The sequence below is a fragment of the Bradyrhizobium sp. Mp27 genome, assembly GCF_029953005.1.
GTDB lineage: Bacteria > Pseudomonadota > Alphaproteobacteria > Rhizobiales > Xanthobacteraceae > Bradyrhizobium > Bradyrhizobium barranii.
The window spans coordinates 52,772-68,087 of record NZ_JASAUS010000012.1 but is presented as its reverse complement, the minus strand read 5'-3'; the positions used below and the strand labels follow the sequence as shown (position 1 = coordinate 68,087).

15 protein-coding genes are annotated in these 15,316 nt (G+C 65.0%); 12 read left to right on the top strand and 3 right to left on the bottom strand.

Annotation, left to right across the window (positions count from 1 at the left end; all coding sequences use genetic code 11):
• Positions 1-109: 109 nt before the first annotated feature.
• From QJT78_RS10335 to QJT78_RS10325, 3 genes are all read right to left on the bottom strand, one after another.
• A complete protein-coding gene (locus QJT78_RS10335; protein ID WP_038942569.1) occupies positions 110-1,504 on the bottom strand; it encodes a M20/M25/M40 family metallo-hydrolase in 1,395 nt (464 codons plus the stop codon).
• A 24-nt stretch (positions 1,505-1,528) separates the two neighbouring features.
• Complete coding sequence (locus tag QJT78_RS10330) at positions 1,529-2,857, bottom strand: glycosyltransferase family 87 protein (RefSeq protein WP_038942567.1); 1,329 nt, start codon at positions 2,855-2,857, stop codon at positions 1,529-1,531.
• 188 nt (positions 2,858-3,045) lie between these two features.
• Positions 3,046-4,671: a helicase HerA-like domain-containing protein gene (locus tag QJT78_RS10325; RefSeq protein WP_028153546.1), complete on the bottom strand. Its 1,626-nt coding sequence runs from the start codon at positions 4,669-4,671 to the stop codon at positions 3,046-3,048.
• Between the two features lie 349 nt (positions 4,672-5,020).
• On the opposite strand from QJT78_RS10325, the gene QJT78_RS10320 reads away from it, so the two are divergent.
• The 12 genes from QJT78_RS10320 (at position 5,021) to QJT78_RS10265 (ending at position 15,314) form a co-directional block, all read left to right on the top strand.
• Positions 5,021-5,386: a hypothetical protein gene (locus tag QJT78_RS10320; protein ID WP_028153545.1), complete on the top strand. Its 366-nt coding sequence runs from the start codon at positions 5,021-5,023 to the stop codon at positions 5,384-5,386.
• Between the two features lie 24 nt (positions 5,387-5,410).
• Complete coding sequence (locus tag QJT78_RS10315; RefSeq protein ID WP_028153544.1) at positions 5,411-5,818, top strand: DUF4332 domain-containing protein; 408 nt, start codon at positions 5,411-5,413, stop codon at positions 5,816-5,818.
• A 243-nt stretch (positions 5,819-6,061) separates the two neighbouring features.
• Positions 6,062-6,922, top strand: coding sequence for a dihydropteroate synthase (folP, locus tag QJT78_RS10310; protein WP_028153543.1), 861 nt, complete (start codon positions 6,062-6,064; stop codon positions 6,920-6,922).
• Positions 6,919-7,287, top strand: coding sequence for a dihydroneopterin aldolase (gene folB / locus QJT78_RS10305; protein WP_008553485.1), 369 nt, complete (start codon positions 6,919-6,921; stop codon positions 7,285-7,287). Before folP ends, folB begins: the two co-directional genes overlap by 4 nt.
• A 1-nt stretch (position 7,288) precedes the next feature.
• The gene (gene folK, locus QJT78_RS10300) at positions 7,289-7,780 is read left to right on the top strand and encodes a 2-amino-4-hydroxy-6-hydroxymethyldihydropteridine diphosphokinase (protein ID WP_028153542.1); all 492 of its coding nucleotides are present in this window, start codon (positions 7,289-7,291) and stop codon (positions 7,778-7,780) included.
• Positions 7,781-7,861: 81 nt separating this feature from the next.
• A complete protein-coding gene (locus QJT78_RS10295) occupies positions 7,862-9,733 on the top strand; it encodes a methylmalonyl-CoA mutase family protein (RefSeq protein ID WP_028153541.1) in 1,872 nt (623 codons plus the stop codon).
• The gene (locus QJT78_RS10290; RefSeq protein ID WP_028153540.1) at positions 9,730-10,194 is read left to right on the top strand and encodes a GFA family protein; all 465 of its coding nucleotides are present in this window, start codon (positions 9,730-9,732) and stop codon (positions 10,192-10,194) included. Before QJT78_RS10295 ends, QJT78_RS10290 begins: the two co-directional genes overlap by 4 nt.
• A gap of 23 nt (positions 10,195-10,217) precedes the next feature.
• Complete coding sequence (scpA, locus tag QJT78_RS10285) at positions 10,218-12,374, top strand: methylmalonyl-CoA mutase (protein WP_038952474.1); 2,157 nt, start codon at positions 10,218-10,220, stop codon at positions 12,372-12,374.
• Positions 12,375-12,411: 37 nt separating this feature from the next.
• On the top strand, positions 12,412-12,708 hold the full coding sequence (locus QJT78_RS10280) for a nucleotidyltransferase domain-containing protein (RefSeq protein WP_028147000.1): 297 nt from the start codon (positions 12,412-12,414) through the stop codon (positions 12,706-12,708).
• Between the two features lie 32 nt (positions 12,709-12,740).
• A complete protein-coding gene (locus QJT78_RS10275; protein ID WP_038942564.1) occupies positions 12,741-13,514 on the top strand; it encodes an RsiV family protein in 774 nt (257 codons plus the stop codon).
• A 131-nt stretch (positions 13,515-13,645) separates the two neighbouring features.
• Positions 13,646-14,638 (top strand): tripartite tricarboxylate transporter substrate binding protein, encoded by a 993-nt coding sequence (locus QJT78_RS10270; RefSeq protein ID WP_028146998.1) that lies wholly within the window; start codon positions 13,646-13,648, stop codon positions 14,636-14,638.
• Positions 14,639-14,819: 181 nt separating this feature from the next.
• Positions 14,820-15,314, top strand: a complete 495-nt coding sequence (locus tag QJT78_RS10265) for a tripartite tricarboxylate transporter TctB family protein (RefSeq protein WP_028146997.1) — start codon at positions 14,820-14,822, stop codon at positions 15,312-15,314.
• Positions 15,315-15,316: the final 2 nt, after the last annotated feature.

Here is a 15,316-nt window from a genome sequence, read left to right as displayed (position 1 = left end):
GCCGTAGCTCGAAGAGCGAAGGCGGAAGCGTGCCCACCTCTTCTATCGCGATCGCGGACGAATGGTGGGCACGGCGCTTTGCGCCTTTGCCCACCCTGCGGCACCGCGCCTATTTCACGTCCGCGAGCGCCGCGAGGATCCGCGCCCAGGAGCGGATGCCCTTCTGGAAACTGCGGAGGTCGTATTTCTCGTTCGGCGAATGGATGTTGTCGTCGTCCAATCCGAAGCCGACCAGCAGCGAGTCGAGTCCAAGCGTCCGCTTGAAATCGGCGACGATCGGGATCGAGGCGCCCGACCCCATCAGCACGGTCTCCTTGCCCCACTCCTCGGTCAGCGCCTTGCTGGCGGCGGCGAGCGGTTTCATGTTCCAGTCGAGCGCCACCGCGGGCGCGGCGGAATGGTCGCCGAACTCGACCTTGCAGTCGCCCGGAAGCCGCGCCGTCACGTAGTCGCGAAAAGCCTTGCGGATCTTCTGGGGGTCCTGCCCTTCGACCAGGCGGAACGAGACCTTGGCCGAGGCGTGCGATGGAATCACTGTCTTGGAGCCTTCGCCGATATAGCCGCCCCAGATGCCGTTGACGTCGCAGGTCGGGCGCGAGGAGGCCTGCTCGATCAGCAGCCGGCCCTTCTCGCCGGCGGGGATCGACAGACCGATCGGCTTGAGGAACATCTCCGGCGTGAGATTGAGCTTCTTCCACTGCTCCAGGATATCAGGCGGCAGATCCTTCACGCCGTCATAGAAGCCGGGGATGGTGATGCGGTTGTCGTCGTCGAACAGGCCGCCCAGGATTTTCGTCAGCACCCGGATCGGGTTCATGGCGCTGCCGCCGAACACGCCGGAATGCAAATCGCGATTGGCGGCGGTGATCTTCAGCTCTTCATAGAGCAGACCGCGCAGCGACGTCGTGATCGCGGGCGTGTTGCGGTCCCACATGCCGGTGTCGCAGACCAGCACGTAGTCCGCTTTGAACTCGTCCTTGTTGGCTTCGATGAACGGCACGAAATTCTTGGAGCCGACCTCCTCCTCACCTTCGATCAGGAAGGTGATGTCGATCGGCAGCGAGCCGGTCACTTTCTTCCAGGCGCGACAGGCCTCGACGAAGGTCATGACCTGGCCCTTGTCGTCCTCGGCGCCGCGCGCGACGATGATCTTGCGGCCGTCGGCGTGGTCGGTGACGACAGGCTCGAACGGCGGACGGTGCCAGAGATCGAGCGGATCGACCGGCTGCACGTCGTAATGGCCGTAGAAAATCACATGCGGCCGTCCGCCTGCCCCGGTCTTGCCGACGATGGCGGGATGGCCGGCGGTCGGGCGCACTTCAGTGGCGACACCGAGGCTCGCGATGTCCTTGGCGAGATGCTCGGCCGCGGCCTTGCAGTCGGCGGCAAAAGCCGGATCCGCAGAGATCGACTTGATCCGCAACAGCGAGAACAGACGCTCCAGGCTGTTGTCGAAATCCTTGTCGATGTGATCGAGCACCGATTGAAGCTGCGCATTGGCCATGGTCGTATTCCTGACTTTTGAGTCTCAAGAGGTACCGGGTTTTAGCGCTGCCGCCGCCTCGGAGCCAGCCGCAACCGGCGGATGCCGGATGTGCCATGCGAGGCTACCTGCAAGAATGGCAGTCGCGGCAAGGTTATTGCCCCAGGCCTGGATGACATTGGGAAACCACGGCAGCGACAGCAGCATGAGGATGCCGGCGGCGCCCAGCGCGAGCCAGGTTCCCAGCCGCACGTTCGGTCGCGCGTCGAAGGCGGCGCGATGCATCAGCACCGTCATCGGGAAGAACAGCCACATGAAGTAGTATTGCCGCGCCAGCGGCGATGCCACCGTCATCAGGCAGAACAGGATGCCGAGCTCCTCCGCATCCGAGCGCGCCGTTCGCCGCGCTTGCGGCGGCATCACCGCGAGGAAGCCGAGCCCGAGCAACGCCGACAACGCCAGCACGATCAAGTTCGCCGTCTTGTAGTCGACGTCGATGACATTCATCGTGCGCGGTGGCTTGCTGGGATCTTCCTGATTGTAGTTGATCGGCCGGACCAGACGGTGCGTGACGGCAATGAGGGACTGGTTGACCCACGACCAGTTCTGCTCGTCGCGCTGGCCAAAGCCCTTTTCCGAGCTCGTGCCGACCATGCCCTGGTACCAGGTCTTGAGCTCGACTGCGTTGCGCTCGAAGCCGCGGATCGGCGCGGGTACGACATAAAGAAGGATGCCGGTGAAGGCGACCGTAGCGACGGTGGCTGCCCACTTCCGCCGCCAGACCAGATAAGGCAGCACCGCGATCGGAAATACCTTGATGGCGGTGGCGAGCGCGAACAGGAAGCCCGCGAGCCAGGACCGTTGACGCTGCAACAACCAGAAGCCCCACAGCATCATCGCCAGCAGCACGAGGTTCGGCTGGCCGAGGTCGAACATGTCGAACACGAAGGTCACGGTGACGATGGCCGGCAGCGCTTCGAGCCACGGGCCGGGCCTGCGGCCAGATCCCGTCATGGCATTGGAGAAGTTGCCCGTGTACCACCACGCCACCACGTTCAGGATCGACAGCACGACATAGAGCGGGATCTTGCCGAACCAGCTCGGGATCGCCAGCAAGATCGCCGGCAGCGGCGGATAGATGAATTCGAAATACTCGCCGATCTTGTCGGGATAGAGCGATCCACCGTGCAGCACCTGCTGCCCGGCCCAGTACCACAGCCCATAATCCTTGGTCTTGCCGTGGCCGAAGATCTCGGGAACGAGCACGTCGGCGGTCAGGAGGACGCAGCAGAGCAGGAAGAGCAGATCGAGCGGCGCGCGCAGCGACAAGGCTCTGTGCGGGCCGAGTTTGTCTGATAGATTCGGTGATGTCACATTATGTCCCGTCGGAAACAAATAGCACGTAGCAGACCGACGGACGCTTGGAGAACCCCCTTCACCTGAATTTATGGTGTTCGGCCTCGCCCGGCGTGCGGGGCAATCGCATCCAAATACTCGCGAGATTTCGTCATGCCGGGCTTGACGCAGTGGAGGCTTTAGTGCCTCAAATCCGGCTTCTCTGCCTACCTTCGCAGCAGCCCGCCGAGCGCGCCTCGCACCAGGGTGCGGCCGATCGAGCCACCGAGCTGGCCGGCGACCGACTTGCCGAGATTGGCCGCCATCCCCCCGATCACCTGGTTGGTGACCGATCGCGTCACGTCGCGCGCAATGACCTGGCCCGCCGACAGGCGGCCGCGCTTGACGTTGGTGCCGAAGATGGTGCCGACCATCGAGCCGATCTGGCCGAGGATGCCGCCGCCACCTCCGTCGGCCGCACCGGCATCGGCAGTCGCAGCCGTGCCGGCAATCCGCTTCTGGATCATCTCGTAGGCGGATTCGGCATCGACAGCAGTGTCGTATTTGCCCTTCACCGGGCTCGCATCCATGATCGCCTTGCGCTCTTCCGGCGTGATCGATCCGATGCGGGCCGATGGCGGCCGGATCATGACACGCTCGACCATCGTCGGCGTGCCGTTGCCTTCGAGGAAGGACACCAGCGCCTCGCCCTTGCCGAGCTCCATGATCACCTTGGCGGTGTCGAGCTTCGGGTTGGGCCGGAAGGTCTGGGCCGCGGCGGCGACCGCCTTCTGGTCGCGCGGCGTGAAGGCACGCAGCGCATGCTGCACACGGTTGCCCAATTGCCCGAGCACGCGATCGGGCACGTCGACGGGGTTTTGCGTCACGAAATAGACACCGACGCCCTTGGACCGGATCAAACGCACGACCTGCTCGATCTTGTCCATCAACGCCTTCGGCGCGTCGTTGAACAACAGATGTGCCTCGTCGAAGAAGAACACCAGCTTCGGCTTCGGCAGATCGCCGGCCTCGGGCAACTCCTCGAACAATTCTGACAGCATCCACAGCAGGAATGTCGCGTAAAGCCGTGGACTCTGCAGCAGCTTGTCGGCAACAAGGATGTTGACCATGCCGCGGCCGTCGCGGTCGGTCTTCATGAAGTCCTTCAGCGTCAGCGCCGGCTCGCCGAAGAATTTGGTGCCGCCCTGGTTCTCCAGCACCAGCAGCTGGCGCTGGATGGTGCCGACGGTGGCCTTGGTGACGTTGCCAAAACCCTGGGCCTCCTTCTTGATGTCGGCAAGCGGGCTTTCCTCGGCGTCCGCCCCCTTCTTGCCGGCATCCGGCACGATGGCATCGAGCAGCGCGCGCAGATCCTTCATGTCGATGAGGGTCAGCCCGTTGTCGTCGGCGACGCGGAAGGCGACGTTGAGCACGCCTTCCTGCACGTCGTTCAGGTCGAGCATGCGCGCGAGCAGAAGCGGCCCCATCTCCGTGACGGTTGCCCGCACGGGATGACCCTGTTCGCCGAACACGTCCCAGAACACTGTCGAGAACTGGTCGGGTTGAAACGTCAGGCCCATCTCGGTGGCACGCTTGACGATGAAATCCTTGGCCTCGCCGACCTCGGAGATGCCGGAGAGGTCACCCTTGATGTCGGCCGCGAAGACCGGAACGCCGGCGCGCGCAAATCCTTCCGCCATGACTTGCAGCGATACCGTCTTACCGGTTCCGGTAGCACCCGTGACGAGGCCGTGGCGATTGGCGAGCCCGAGCGTCAGCCATGCCTGCTCGTCTCCCTTGCCGACGAAAATCTTGTCGTCGGTGTCGCCGAGCTTGCTGTCCTGTGCGGTCATGCTTCTCTCTGATCTCTCTGCCGTGTTTCGCGTATCGAAACTCGAATGCGCCTGTTCCGTAGTTTAACGCATGTCGCGTGCGGATTAAAACCGTTCAACGCGCCCCGAGCATGCGACATTGTCGGAAACTTACCGGCGACATCAGCCGAAAGTAGGAACGAGGCGTTCGCACCGCGGCATTTTCTTGCAAAAATCCAGCTCCGCTCTTGCATCGCTGCAACACTTTTCGCGCCTTCGGGAGTGAATCGGAACGTTGCGTGCGTTCATCGCTTGTAATTCACATCGCTCCGGATCAAGATCATTTCGGAAGCAATACTCCGGCATGCAAACCGGCTGAGGGGCGGGCATTATGGACGAGCTGATCGGGCAGCTGGCATCGAACGCCAGCATAGATAGTGCTGTCGCTGAAAAGACCGTCGGCATTATCCTGGGCTTCCTCCGCAGCGAAGGTCCTTCCGAGAACGTCGAAGCGCTGATCGATCAGATTCCCGGTGCGGAAGCGGCGATCGAGGCGTCCAGGAGCAGCGGCGGACTGTCGCGGCTGATGGGCGGCGGCCTGATGGCCGTCGGCACGCGCCTGATGGGCCTGGGGCTTGGCATGTCCGAGATTCAAAGCATTGCCCGTGAACTTTTCCGCTACGGCCGAGACAAAATCGGAGCGGATCAGATGGGCAAGATCATCGCGGGGACGCCGGGCCTCAGCCAGTTCGCCTGAGCGACGCTTTTCATATCGAGCATCATGACATATCCGATCTCCGAGATTGAGGGCCTGCCGGCCTTTGCGGCCAACAAGTTGAAGGCGCATGGAATCCGCACGACCGACGCGCTGCTCGAGGCGGCCTCGACCGTGAAGGGCCGCAAGGCGCTCGCCGCCAAGACCGGCATCAGCGAGCAGCAACTGCTGGAATGGGCCAACGTCTCCGACTACATGCGCATTCCCGGGATGGGCCGGGCCAAGGTCGGCCTCGTCCGCGCCGCCGGCGTCACCACCGTGCGCGAGCTCGCCTATCGGAATCCGGCACGGCTCGCCCAGAGCATGCGGGAAGCCAACGAGAAGAAGAAGCTCGTCCGCATCCTGCCCTCGGAAAAATCGGTCGGCGACATCATCGCCAAGGCGAAGAAGCTGCCGCCGAAGATTACGTATTAGCCCACTTTCCATCCGCACCATTCTCTCCCCGTCATCCTGAGGCGCGAGCCGTGCGGTGCGTAGTACCGCGCGGGGAGCCTCGAAGGATGGACGGCCACACTGCCGCCGCGCGGAGAGAGTCGGGCCGTCGCCCTTCGAGGGCCGCTGAAGAAGCGGCCACCTCAGGATGACGGTGATAGAGCGGCGCGTGTTGCCTCCAATCCCACCTTGAATCCCCCCTCCCCGACCGCTAAAGCGGGCCGCATGAACGCCTCGCCATCCCCATCCGTCCCGCCGGCCGGCTCGGCCGGGCCCGACGTGCTGCGGACGCTGCTGGAGCGGCCGATTCCGGCAGTGATGGGCGTGCTCAACGTCACCCCGGATTCCTTCTCCGATGGCGGCGAGTTCATCGCGCCCGAGCTGGCGCTTGCGCGGGCGCGGGCGATGATCGAGGCCGGCGTCGACATCATCGATATCGGCGCCGAGTCCACCCGGCCCTACACGGGCGCCCGGCCAGTGACGGCGGCGGACGAGCTGGCCCGGCTGAAGCCGGTGCTGTCAGGCGTAGTGGCGCTGGGCGTCCCCGTGTCGATCGACAGCATGAAGGCCGAAGTCGTGGCCTTTGCGCTCGACCAGGGCGCTGCGATCGCCAACGACGTATGGGGCCTGCAGCGCGACACCGGCATGGCGCAGCTTATCGCCGCGCGCGGCGTCCCCGTCATCGTCATGCACAACCGCGACAGCGTCGATCCCGCCATCGACATCGTCGCGGACATAAAGGCGTTCTTCCAGCGCTCGCTCGATATCGCAACGAAGGCGGGCATTGCGCGCCAAAAAATCGTGCTCGATCCCGGCATCGGCTTCGGCAAGACGGCCGAGCAAAGCATGACCGCACTGGCGCGGCTGCGCGAATTCGACATGTTCGGCCTGCCGATCCTGGTCGGCGCTTCACGCAAGCGCTTCATCGCCTCGGTGTCGCCCTCCGAGCCGAAAGAACGGCTCGCCGGCTCGATCGCCGCGCATCTGATCGCTGCACAGCGCGGCGCCAAAATCATCCGCACCCATGACATCGCCGAGACCCTGCAGGCCCTGCGGGTCGCGAACGCAATCGAGAGCAAGCAATGACCGATACGATCTTCGTCACCGGCCTGTCGATCCACGCCCGCCACGGCGTGATGGATCACGAGACCGAAGTCGGCCAGCGCTTCGTCATCGACCTCGAGCTCTATACCGATTTGTCGGAGCCGTCGCGCAGCGACCGGCTCGCCGATACGGTGTCCTACGCCGAAGTCGTGGCGACCACGACGGCGGCGTTCAAGAATACAAATTACAAGCTGCTGGAGCGGGCGGCCGGCGCGGTCGCCGATGCCATCCTGTCGCACTTCCCGCGCATCCGCGCCGTGAAGATCACCGTGCACAAGCCGCATGCGCCGATCGCCGCGATCTTCGACGACGTCGGCATCATGCTGACGCGTTCGCGGCATCCTTGAGATGGCGAGCGTGCTGATCGCACTCGGCGGCAATGTCGGCGATGTCCGCGCGACGTTCCGGAAGGCGATCTCGCACATCTGCGGCATGGCGCAAGCCGCAATGATCGCGCGCTCTTCGGACTATGCGACGCCGCCCTGGGGCGACGAGGACCAGGACCCCTTCATCAATGCCTGCGTCGAGATCGAGACCGACCTCGATCCGCACGCGCTGCTGTTCGTGATGCAGAAGGTCGAGCAGAAATTCGGCCGCACGCGGAACAAGGAGCGGCAATGGGGCCCGCGCACGCTCGATCTCGACATGATCGCCTATGACGATGTCAGCTTGCAGAAGCCCGACCTGACCTTGCCGCATCCGCGCTTGTTCGAGCGCGCCTTCGTGCTGGTGCCGCTGGCCGAAATCGCGCCCGACCGCGTGATCTCGGGCATTCGTGTGCGTGACGGGCTTGCCAGCGTCTCGACGCAAGGCATTGAGCGGCTTCCGGATACCGGTTAACCAAAAACAACCGTTTGCAGCGACGGCCGGCCGTGGCAATTTCGCCTGCGAACAACAAGATTTTTGGGAGCCCTTGGCCGTATGACCTCCGTGACTGACGACCTGCCGCTGGCGGCGAATTTCCCCAAGGCCACGGTCGACGACTGGCGCAAGCTGGTCGACGGCGTGCTGAAGGGCGCGCCGTTCGAGAAGCTGGTCGGCAAGACTTATGACGGCCTCAAGATCGACCCGCTCTATCCGCGCGCCCGGGGCGTCGCGCCCGTGGTGGGACGGCCTGCCGCCGCGCCGTGGCAGATCATGCAGCGGATCGACCATCCCGATGCAGCGCTCGCGAATGCGCAGGCGCTGACCGATCTCGAGAACGGCGCGACGGGTCTCGCGCTGGTGTTCGCCGGCGGCAGTAGCGCTCACGGCTTTGGGCTGGAACCTTCGGCCGATGCGGTCGCAAAGGTTTTCAAGGATATTCATCTCGATGCCGGCATCGGCATCGAGCTCCAGATCGGTCCGCAATCGCGGATGGCGGCGATCCATGTCGCGGAATATGTGAAGAGCAACGGCCTCGATCCCGCCGCCTGCAACATCCGCTTCGGGCTCGATCCGCTTGCGGCCGGCGCGGTGTGGGGGCACAGCCCCTACACATGGGACGAGATCGTTCCGGCCGTCACCGGCGCCATCAAGGGGCTCGCCGCGCTCGGCTTCAAGGGACCGTTCGCATCCGCCGACGGGCGCGTGATCCACGATGCCGGCGGCTCCGAGGTGCAGGAGCTCGCGTTCGTGCTCGCCTGCGGCGTCGCCTATCTGCGCGCGATCGAAGGCGCCGGCGTTCCGCTGGAGCAGGCGCAGGGAATGATCTATGCGCGGCTCGCCGCGGATGCCGACCAGTTCTTGACCATGGCAAAATTCCGCGCGCTGCGGCTGCTGTGGGCGCGCATCGAGACGGCGTGCGGGCTGACGCCGAAGCCGCTGTTCATCGCCGCCGATACGGCCTGGCGCATGCTGACGCAGCGCGATCCCTACGTGAACATGCTGCGCGCGACCATCGCGACATTCGCGGCCGGGCTCGCCGGCGCCAACGCGATCACCGTGCTGCCGCATACGCTGGCGCTCGGGCTGCCTGATCCTTTCGCGCGGCGCGTGGCGCGCAACACGCAAGCCCTGCTGCTGGAAGAAAGCAACCTCGCTAAGGTCAGCGATCCCGCCGCCGGCGCGGGCGGCATCGAGACGTTGACGGCGCAGCTTTGCGAGGCCGCCTGGGCGCTGTTCCAGGAGAGCGAGAAAGTCGGCGGCGCCTTCGCCGCGCTTCAGCAAGGCCTGTTCCAGAGCAAGGTCGGGGCCGCGCGAAAAGCGCGCGACGCCAACATCGCAAAGCGCCGCGACGTGCTGACAGGCGCCAGTGAGTTTCCCAACCTGCATGAGAGCGAAACGGCGGTGCTGACGGCGACGCCGGTCGCGCTCGCACCCTATGGCGAACAGAAGTATAAGTTCGATGCGCTGCCGCCGATCCGGCTTGCGGAACCGTTCGAGGCACTGCGCGACAAATCAGATGCGGCGCTGAAGGCGCGCGGCGCGCGGCCAAAGGTGTTTCTGGCCAATCTCGGCACGCCCGCCGATTTCACGGCGCGGGCGACCTTTGCCAAGAGCTTGTTCGAGGCCGGCGGCATCCAGGCCGTCGACAGCGAGGGCTTTGCCGATCCGGCCAAATTGGCCGCCGCATTCAGGACCTCCGGCGCCGAGCTTGCCTGTCTTTGTTCCAGCGACAAGGTCTATCCGGAACACGCCGACGCCGCGGCGAAGGCCCTGCAAACGGCGGGCGCGCGACATATCTATCTGGCAGGCCGTCCGACCGATGCCGAGGCGGCACTCCGTGCGGCCGGCGTCACGGGTTTTGTCTTCGCCGGAGGCGATGCGCTTGCGACACTGCAAGACGCCTACCGACGGATGGAGCAGGCATGAGCGAAGCGGGCAAACCAGTTTTCACCGGCGGCTGCCAATGCGGCGCGGTGCGCTTTGCGGTGACGGCAACCCCCAACAGGGTTTCGATCTGCCATTGCCGGATGTGCCAGAAGGCGAGCGGCGCGCCGTTCGCGTCCTTCGCCGACATCAACCGGACGGATTTTGCCTGGAGCAAAGGGCAACCGTCGTTCTTCCGCTCCTCCTCGATCGCCGATCGCGGCTATTGCGCCGCCTGCGGCACGCCGCTGAGCTTCGGCCGTATCGACGGCGACCGGATCGAGATCATGACCGGCGCCTTCGACCGGCCCGACCAGCTGGTGCCGACGCGCCAATACGGAACTGAATCCCGCCTCGGCTGGGTGGTCGGAATCTCCAATTTGCCGAGCCAGACCACGCAACAGAATTACGGGCCGGAGAAGATGGCGACCATCGTCAGCCATCAGCATCCGGATCATGATTGAGCGTTTATGATATGGTTGAAACCATGAGCCGCATTCCTGATTTCGCCGACGTCGCCTTCGAGCGCGCCGCGACCGCCGCGCCAGTCGGCAGCGCAGAGCCGTGGCTAACGCCCGAGGGCATCCTGGTGAAGCCTGCCTATGGCGAGGCCGATCTTGCCGGACTCGATTTCCTCGAGACCTATCCGGGCATCGCGCCTTACCTGCGCGGCCCCTACCCGACCATGTATGTCAACCAGCCCTGGACCGTCAGGCAGTATGCCGGCTTCTCCACGGCGGAGGATTCCAACGCGTTCTACCGCCGCAACCTCGCGGCCGGACAGAAAGGCCTCTCGGTCGCCTTCGATCTCGCCACCCATCGCGGCTATGACTCTGACCATCCGCGCGTCGGCGGCGACGTCGGCATGGCCGGTGTTGCCATCGATTCCATCTACGACATGCGCACGCTGTTTGCCGGCATTCCGCTCGACCAGATGAGCGTGTCGATGACCATGAACGGCGCGGTGCTGCCGATCCTCGCGCTTTATGTCGCCGCCGCGGGCGAACAGGGCGTTGCGCCGGAAAAGCTCTCAGGCACCATTCAGAACGACATTCTGAAAGAGTTCATGGTGCGCAACACCTATATCTATCCGCCCGCGCCCTCGATGCGGATCATCTCGGACATCTTCGCCTATACCTCCACGAAGATGCCGAAATACAATTCGATCTCGATCTCCGGCTATCACATGCAGGAGGCCGGCGCGACGCAGGACCTCGAGCTCGCCTATACGCTCGCCGACGGCGTCGAATATCTGCGCGCAGGACTTGCCGCGGGCCTGGATGTCGACCGCTTCGCGCCGCGCCTGTCGTTCTTCTGGGCGATCGGCATGAACTTCTTCATGGAAGTCGCCAAGATGCGCGCCGCGCGCCTCTTGTGGGCGAAGCTGCTGAAGCCGTTCAATCCGAAGGACCCGCGCTCGCTGTCGCTGCGCACGCATTGCCAGACTTCGGGCTGGTCGCTGACCGCGCAGGACGTGTTCAACAATGTGATGCGCACGACGGTGGAGGCGATGGCGGCCACCCAAGGCCACACCCAGTCACTGCACACCAACGCGCTCGACGAGGCCTTAGCGCTGCCGACCGACTTCTCGGCACGCATCGCCCGCAACACCCAGCTCTTCCTGCAGCAGGAGAGCGGCACCACCCGCATCATCGATCCCTGGGGCGGCTCGTATTATGTCGAGCGGCTGACGCGCGACCTTGCGGCGAAGGCGTGGAGCCATATCCAGGAGGTCGAGGAGCTCGGCGGCATGGCCAAGGCGATCGAGGCCGGCGTGCCAAAGCTGCGCATCGAGGAGGCCTCGGCCAAGACGCAAGCCCGGATCGATGCCGGCAAGCAGGCGGTGATCGGCGTCAACAAGTACAAGCCGACGGATGAGGCTCCCATCGACATCCTCAAGGTCGACAACACCAATGTCCGCCGCCTCCAGATCGACAAGCTGACGCGGCTCAAATCCGAGCGCAACCAGACCGACGTCGACGCGGCGCTTGCCGCGCTGACGCGCTCGGCCGGCGAAGGCAACGGCAATCTGCTCGCACTCGCCATCGACGCGGCACGGGCGAAGGCGACCGTCGGCGAAATCTCGGACGCGATGGAAAAGGTGTTCGGCCGGCACCGCGCAGAGATCAAGTCCATCACCGGCGTCTACAAGCGGGAGGCGTCCAGCATGGGTAACCAGGTCGAGAAGGTTCAGGCGCTGATCGACGCCTTCGAGGAGGCGGAAGGCCGCCGGCCGCGCATCCTGGTCGCCAAGATCGGCCAGGACGGCCACGACCGCGGCCAGAAGGTGATTGCCTCGGCCTTCGCCGACATCGGCTTCGACGTCGACATCGGGCCGCTGTTTGCAACTGCCGACGAAGCTGCGCGGCAGGCGGTCGAGAACGACGTGCACATCCTCGGCGTCTCCTCGCTCGCCGCCGCCCATCTCACCGCAGTGCCTGAACTCAAGGCCGCGCTGAAGAAACAGGGCCGCGACGACATCATGATCATCATCGGCGGCGTGGTGCCGCCGCAGGATTACGACGCGCTCTATGCGGCCGGCGCCGAAGCCATCTTCCCGCCGGGCACGGTGATTGCGGAAGCCGCCGAGGAGCTGATCCGCAAGCTGAATGCCCGGCTCGGGCATAGCGAGGCGGCGGAGTAGATGGTACGCTGGCCGCATCACCGGCCGGATTGTCTCCATGACACGTGATGAGGTCATCGCTGCGATACGCAGGAACGCTGATGCCATCAAAGCCAAGGGCGTCTCGAAGCTCGCCATCCTCGGCACGCGGGACGGCGACGATTATCACCCGCACAGCGACATCGATGTCCTGGTCGAGGTCGAACCGGAGGCCTCTTTCTCGCTGCTCAACCTGATCGACGTCGAGCAGATCATCGAGGATGCGACCGGCTTGCAGGCGCAGGCGACTGTCCGGCGCTCCGCCTCTCCCCACTCTGCGCAGCAGATCGCAGACCACATCCTCGAAATATTCTGACGCTCACGTAAGGAGCACTCCCCTTGAAGTTCATGATCGGTTTGAGCGTCGCCATGGCGCTTAGCGCAACGTGCGTCATCTCCGCCCTCGCCGCGGACCCCAAGCCCGACGCCGTCATCAAGACCAAGAGCATCGACGCCCGCGTCTTCCTCGACGACAGGATCAAGGCGGATGCGGCGCTAGCGGCGGATTGCCTGGCCGAAGGCAGGAAGTGGCTCGACAAGAACGCGGCCGAAGCCGCCGCCGCGCGCAAGGAAGATCCGCAGTTCTTCAAGGACGGCGGCTGGGATTTCGAGCGCAAATATGCGATCCGCTCCGTGGTCGGCGATCGCTATGTCAGCGTCCTGCGCAACGACTACATGGACACTCATGGCGCGCATCCCAATTCGGACGTGAACACGATCCTGTCGGACAAGAGCGAGGGCAAGCGCATCTCGATCCGCCCGTTCTTCACGGAGACCGCCGACAACGGGGCGACCATGAAGGCGATGGTGAAGGCCGTGATCGCTTCGCTGAGAGCCGAGAAGAAGAAGCGAGACACCAGCGAGACCGCGACCGACGAGTGGTTCAAGAGCGTCGAGCCGAGCCTGCTCAAGATCGGCGCGGTGACGCTCGCGCCGTCAACCGAAGCGGGCAAGAGTTCCGGGCTCACCTTCCACTATCCGCCTTACGCGGTCGGCCCCTACGCCGAGGGCGAATATGTCGCCTTCGTGCCGTGGGAAACGCTGAACACCCATCTCACGGCGGAAGGCATGCGCATCTTCGGCGGCGCGCGGCCGAAGGGCGACGCGGAGGAGCCGCAGTGATGATGTTTTGAGCAGCGACACGTTGCTCACAGCGCTGTGGTAGCGCTACCTTGCAGCGGCGCCGCAAAGCCGACTAGAATGCCTTCATTGACAAGAGCGCCCGGTGTCACGGGCGCCGCTGGGAGGCATTGATGTCCAAGATTTCGCGCCGCACTTTTGCGGCCTCTTCCGCCGCGATTGCCGCATCCGCCGCATTCGGTCTCACACCCGCGCGCGCACAGGCGTATCCGGCCCGGCCGGTCACCGTGATCGTGCCCTGGGGCGCCGGTGGCGGCACCGACGCGACTGCGCGCATTGTCGCAGCCCTTCTGGAAAAGGATCTGGGCCAGCCCTTCAACGTCGTCAACCGCACCGGCGGTTCAGGCGTGGTCGGCCATAGCGCGATCGCAACCGCGCAGCCGGACGGCTATACCATCGGCATGCTCACCGTCGAAATCTCGATGATGCACTGGCAGGGCCTCACCGAGCTGACGCCGAAGAGCTACACGCCGCTGGCGCTGATGAACGAGGACCCGCCCGGCATCCAGGTCTCCTCCTCCTCGCCCTACAAGACCGTCAAGGAGCTCGCCGAAGCCATCAAGGCGGCGCCTCCCGGCAAGTTCAAGGCGTCGGGCACCGGCCAGGGCGGCATCTGGCATCTCGCGCTGGTCGGCTGGATGCAGGCGATGGGCCTGCCCGCCAACCAGGTCGCCTGGGTGCCGTCGAATGGCGCTGCGCCCGCGATGCAGGATCTTGCCGCCGGCGGCCTCGACCTCACGACCTGCTCGGTGCCGGAGGCGCGCGCCATCATCGAGGCGGGCAAGGCAAGGAGCCTCGCCATCATGGCGCCGGCGCGCAACCCGATCTTCAAGGACGTGCCGACGCTGAAGGAGGCGATGGGTATCGACTACGCGACCGGCGCCTGGCGCGGCATCGGCGCACCGAAGAACCTGCCGCCGGAGATCGCAACGAAGCTCACCGCGGCGCTGAAGAAGGTCTACGACTCCGCCGAGTTCAAGGACTTCATGAGCAACCGCGGCTTCGGCACCGTGTGGGGCGATGCCGGCCAGTTCGCAAGCTTCATGGACAAGGGCGACGCCCAGATGGGCGAGGCGATGAAGGCCGCCGGCCTGAGCAAGGCGTGATCTTTCACCTCTCCCCGCTTGCGGGGAGAGGTCGGATCGCATCGCAGATGCGATCCGGGTGAGGGGGAGTCTCCGCGAATGCAGCTTTCACCGTCCCCGCGGAGAGCCCCCCTCACCCCACCCTCTCCCCGCACGCGGGAAGAGGGAGCGCACCTCCCGGAATTCTGACAGGACCTCTCCCATGCGTCTTCCCGACTCCGTCACGGGATCGTTTCTCGTCGTGCTCGGCGCGGCGGCTGCCTATGGCGGCTGGATCCTGCCGCCGGTGCCGGGGCAACCGGTCGGCCCCAACGTATTTCCGCTCGTGATCGGCATCGGGCTCGCGCTGTGCGGGCTCGCGATCGTGTTCGGCATCGGCCATTCCTTCGAGGAGAAGGAAGAGCTGGTCCCACTTGAGGACGGCCAGGTAGCGGCCGCGCCGCCGCCGCAGGGCAAGCTCTACGGCCTGCGCGCCCTGCTGCCGCCGGCGCTGCTGCTGTTCTACGTCGCCGCCGCCGACCGGCTCGGCTTCATCATCACCGCGGCGATCATGGTCTACGTCACCTCGACCGCGCTCGGGGCGAAGTGGAAGCTGGCGCTGCCGCTCGCGGCGCTGTCGCCGTTCGGCATCCACCTCATCTTCGGCAAGCTGCTGCGCGTGCCGCTCCCCGCCGGCCTGCTGCCGACGCCCTGGTGATC

Excerpts from the sequence above, each read along its gene's own strand:
- QJT78_RS10335 (WP_038942569.1), bottom strand. The coding sequence starts at position 1,504 with ATGGCCAATGCGCAGCTTCAATCGGTGCTCGATCACATCGACAAGGAT.
- QJT78_RS10325 (WP_028153546.1), bottom strand. The coding sequence starts at position 4,671 with ATGACCGCACAGGACAGCAAGCTCGGCGACACCGACGACAAGATTTTC.
- QJT78_RS10320 (WP_028153545.1), top strand. The coding sequence starts at position 5,021 with ATGGACGAGCTGATCGGGCAGCTGGCATCGAACGCCAGCATAGATAGT.
- QJT78_RS10315 (WP_028153544.1), top strand. The coding sequence starts at position 5,411 with ATGACATATCCGATCTCCGAGATTGAGGGCCTGCCGGCCTTTGCGGCC.
- folP (WP_028153543.1), top strand. The coding sequence starts at position 6,062 with ATGAACGCCTCGCCATCCCCATCCGTCCCGCCGGCCGGCTCGGCCGGG.
- folB (WP_008553485.1), top strand. The coding sequence starts at position 6,919 with ATGACCGATACGATCTTCGTCACCGGCCTGTCGATCCACGCCCGCCAC.
- folK (WP_028153542.1), top strand. The coding sequence starts at position 7,289 with ATGGCGAGCGTGCTGATCGCACTCGGCGGCAATGTCGGCGATGTCCGC.
- QJT78_RS10295 (WP_028153541.1), top strand. The coding sequence starts at position 7,862 with ATGACCTCCGTGACTGACGACCTGCCGCTGGCGGCGAATTTCCCCAAG.
- QJT78_RS10290 (WP_028153540.1), top strand. The coding sequence starts at position 9,730 with ATGAGCGAAGCGGGCAAACCAGTTTTCACCGGCGGCTGCCAATGCGGC.
- scpA (WP_038952474.1), top strand. The coding sequence starts at position 10,218 with ATGAGCCGCATTCCTGATTTCGCCGACGTCGCCTTCGAGCGCGCCGCG.
- QJT78_RS10280 (WP_028147000.1), top strand. The coding sequence starts at position 12,412 with ATGACACGTGATGAGGTCATCGCTGCGATACGCAGGAACGCTGATGCC.
- QJT78_RS10275 (WP_038942564.1), top strand. The coding sequence starts at position 12,741 with ATGATCGGTTTGAGCGTCGCCATGGCGCTTAGCGCAACGTGCGTCATC.
- QJT78_RS10270 (WP_028146998.1), top strand. The coding sequence starts at position 13,646 with ATGTCCAAGATTTCGCGCCGCACTTTTGCGGCCTCTTCCGCCGCGATT.
- QJT78_RS10265 (WP_028146997.1), top strand. The coding sequence starts at position 14,820 with ATGCGTCTTCCCGACTCCGTCACGGGATCGTTTCTCGTCGTGCTCGGC.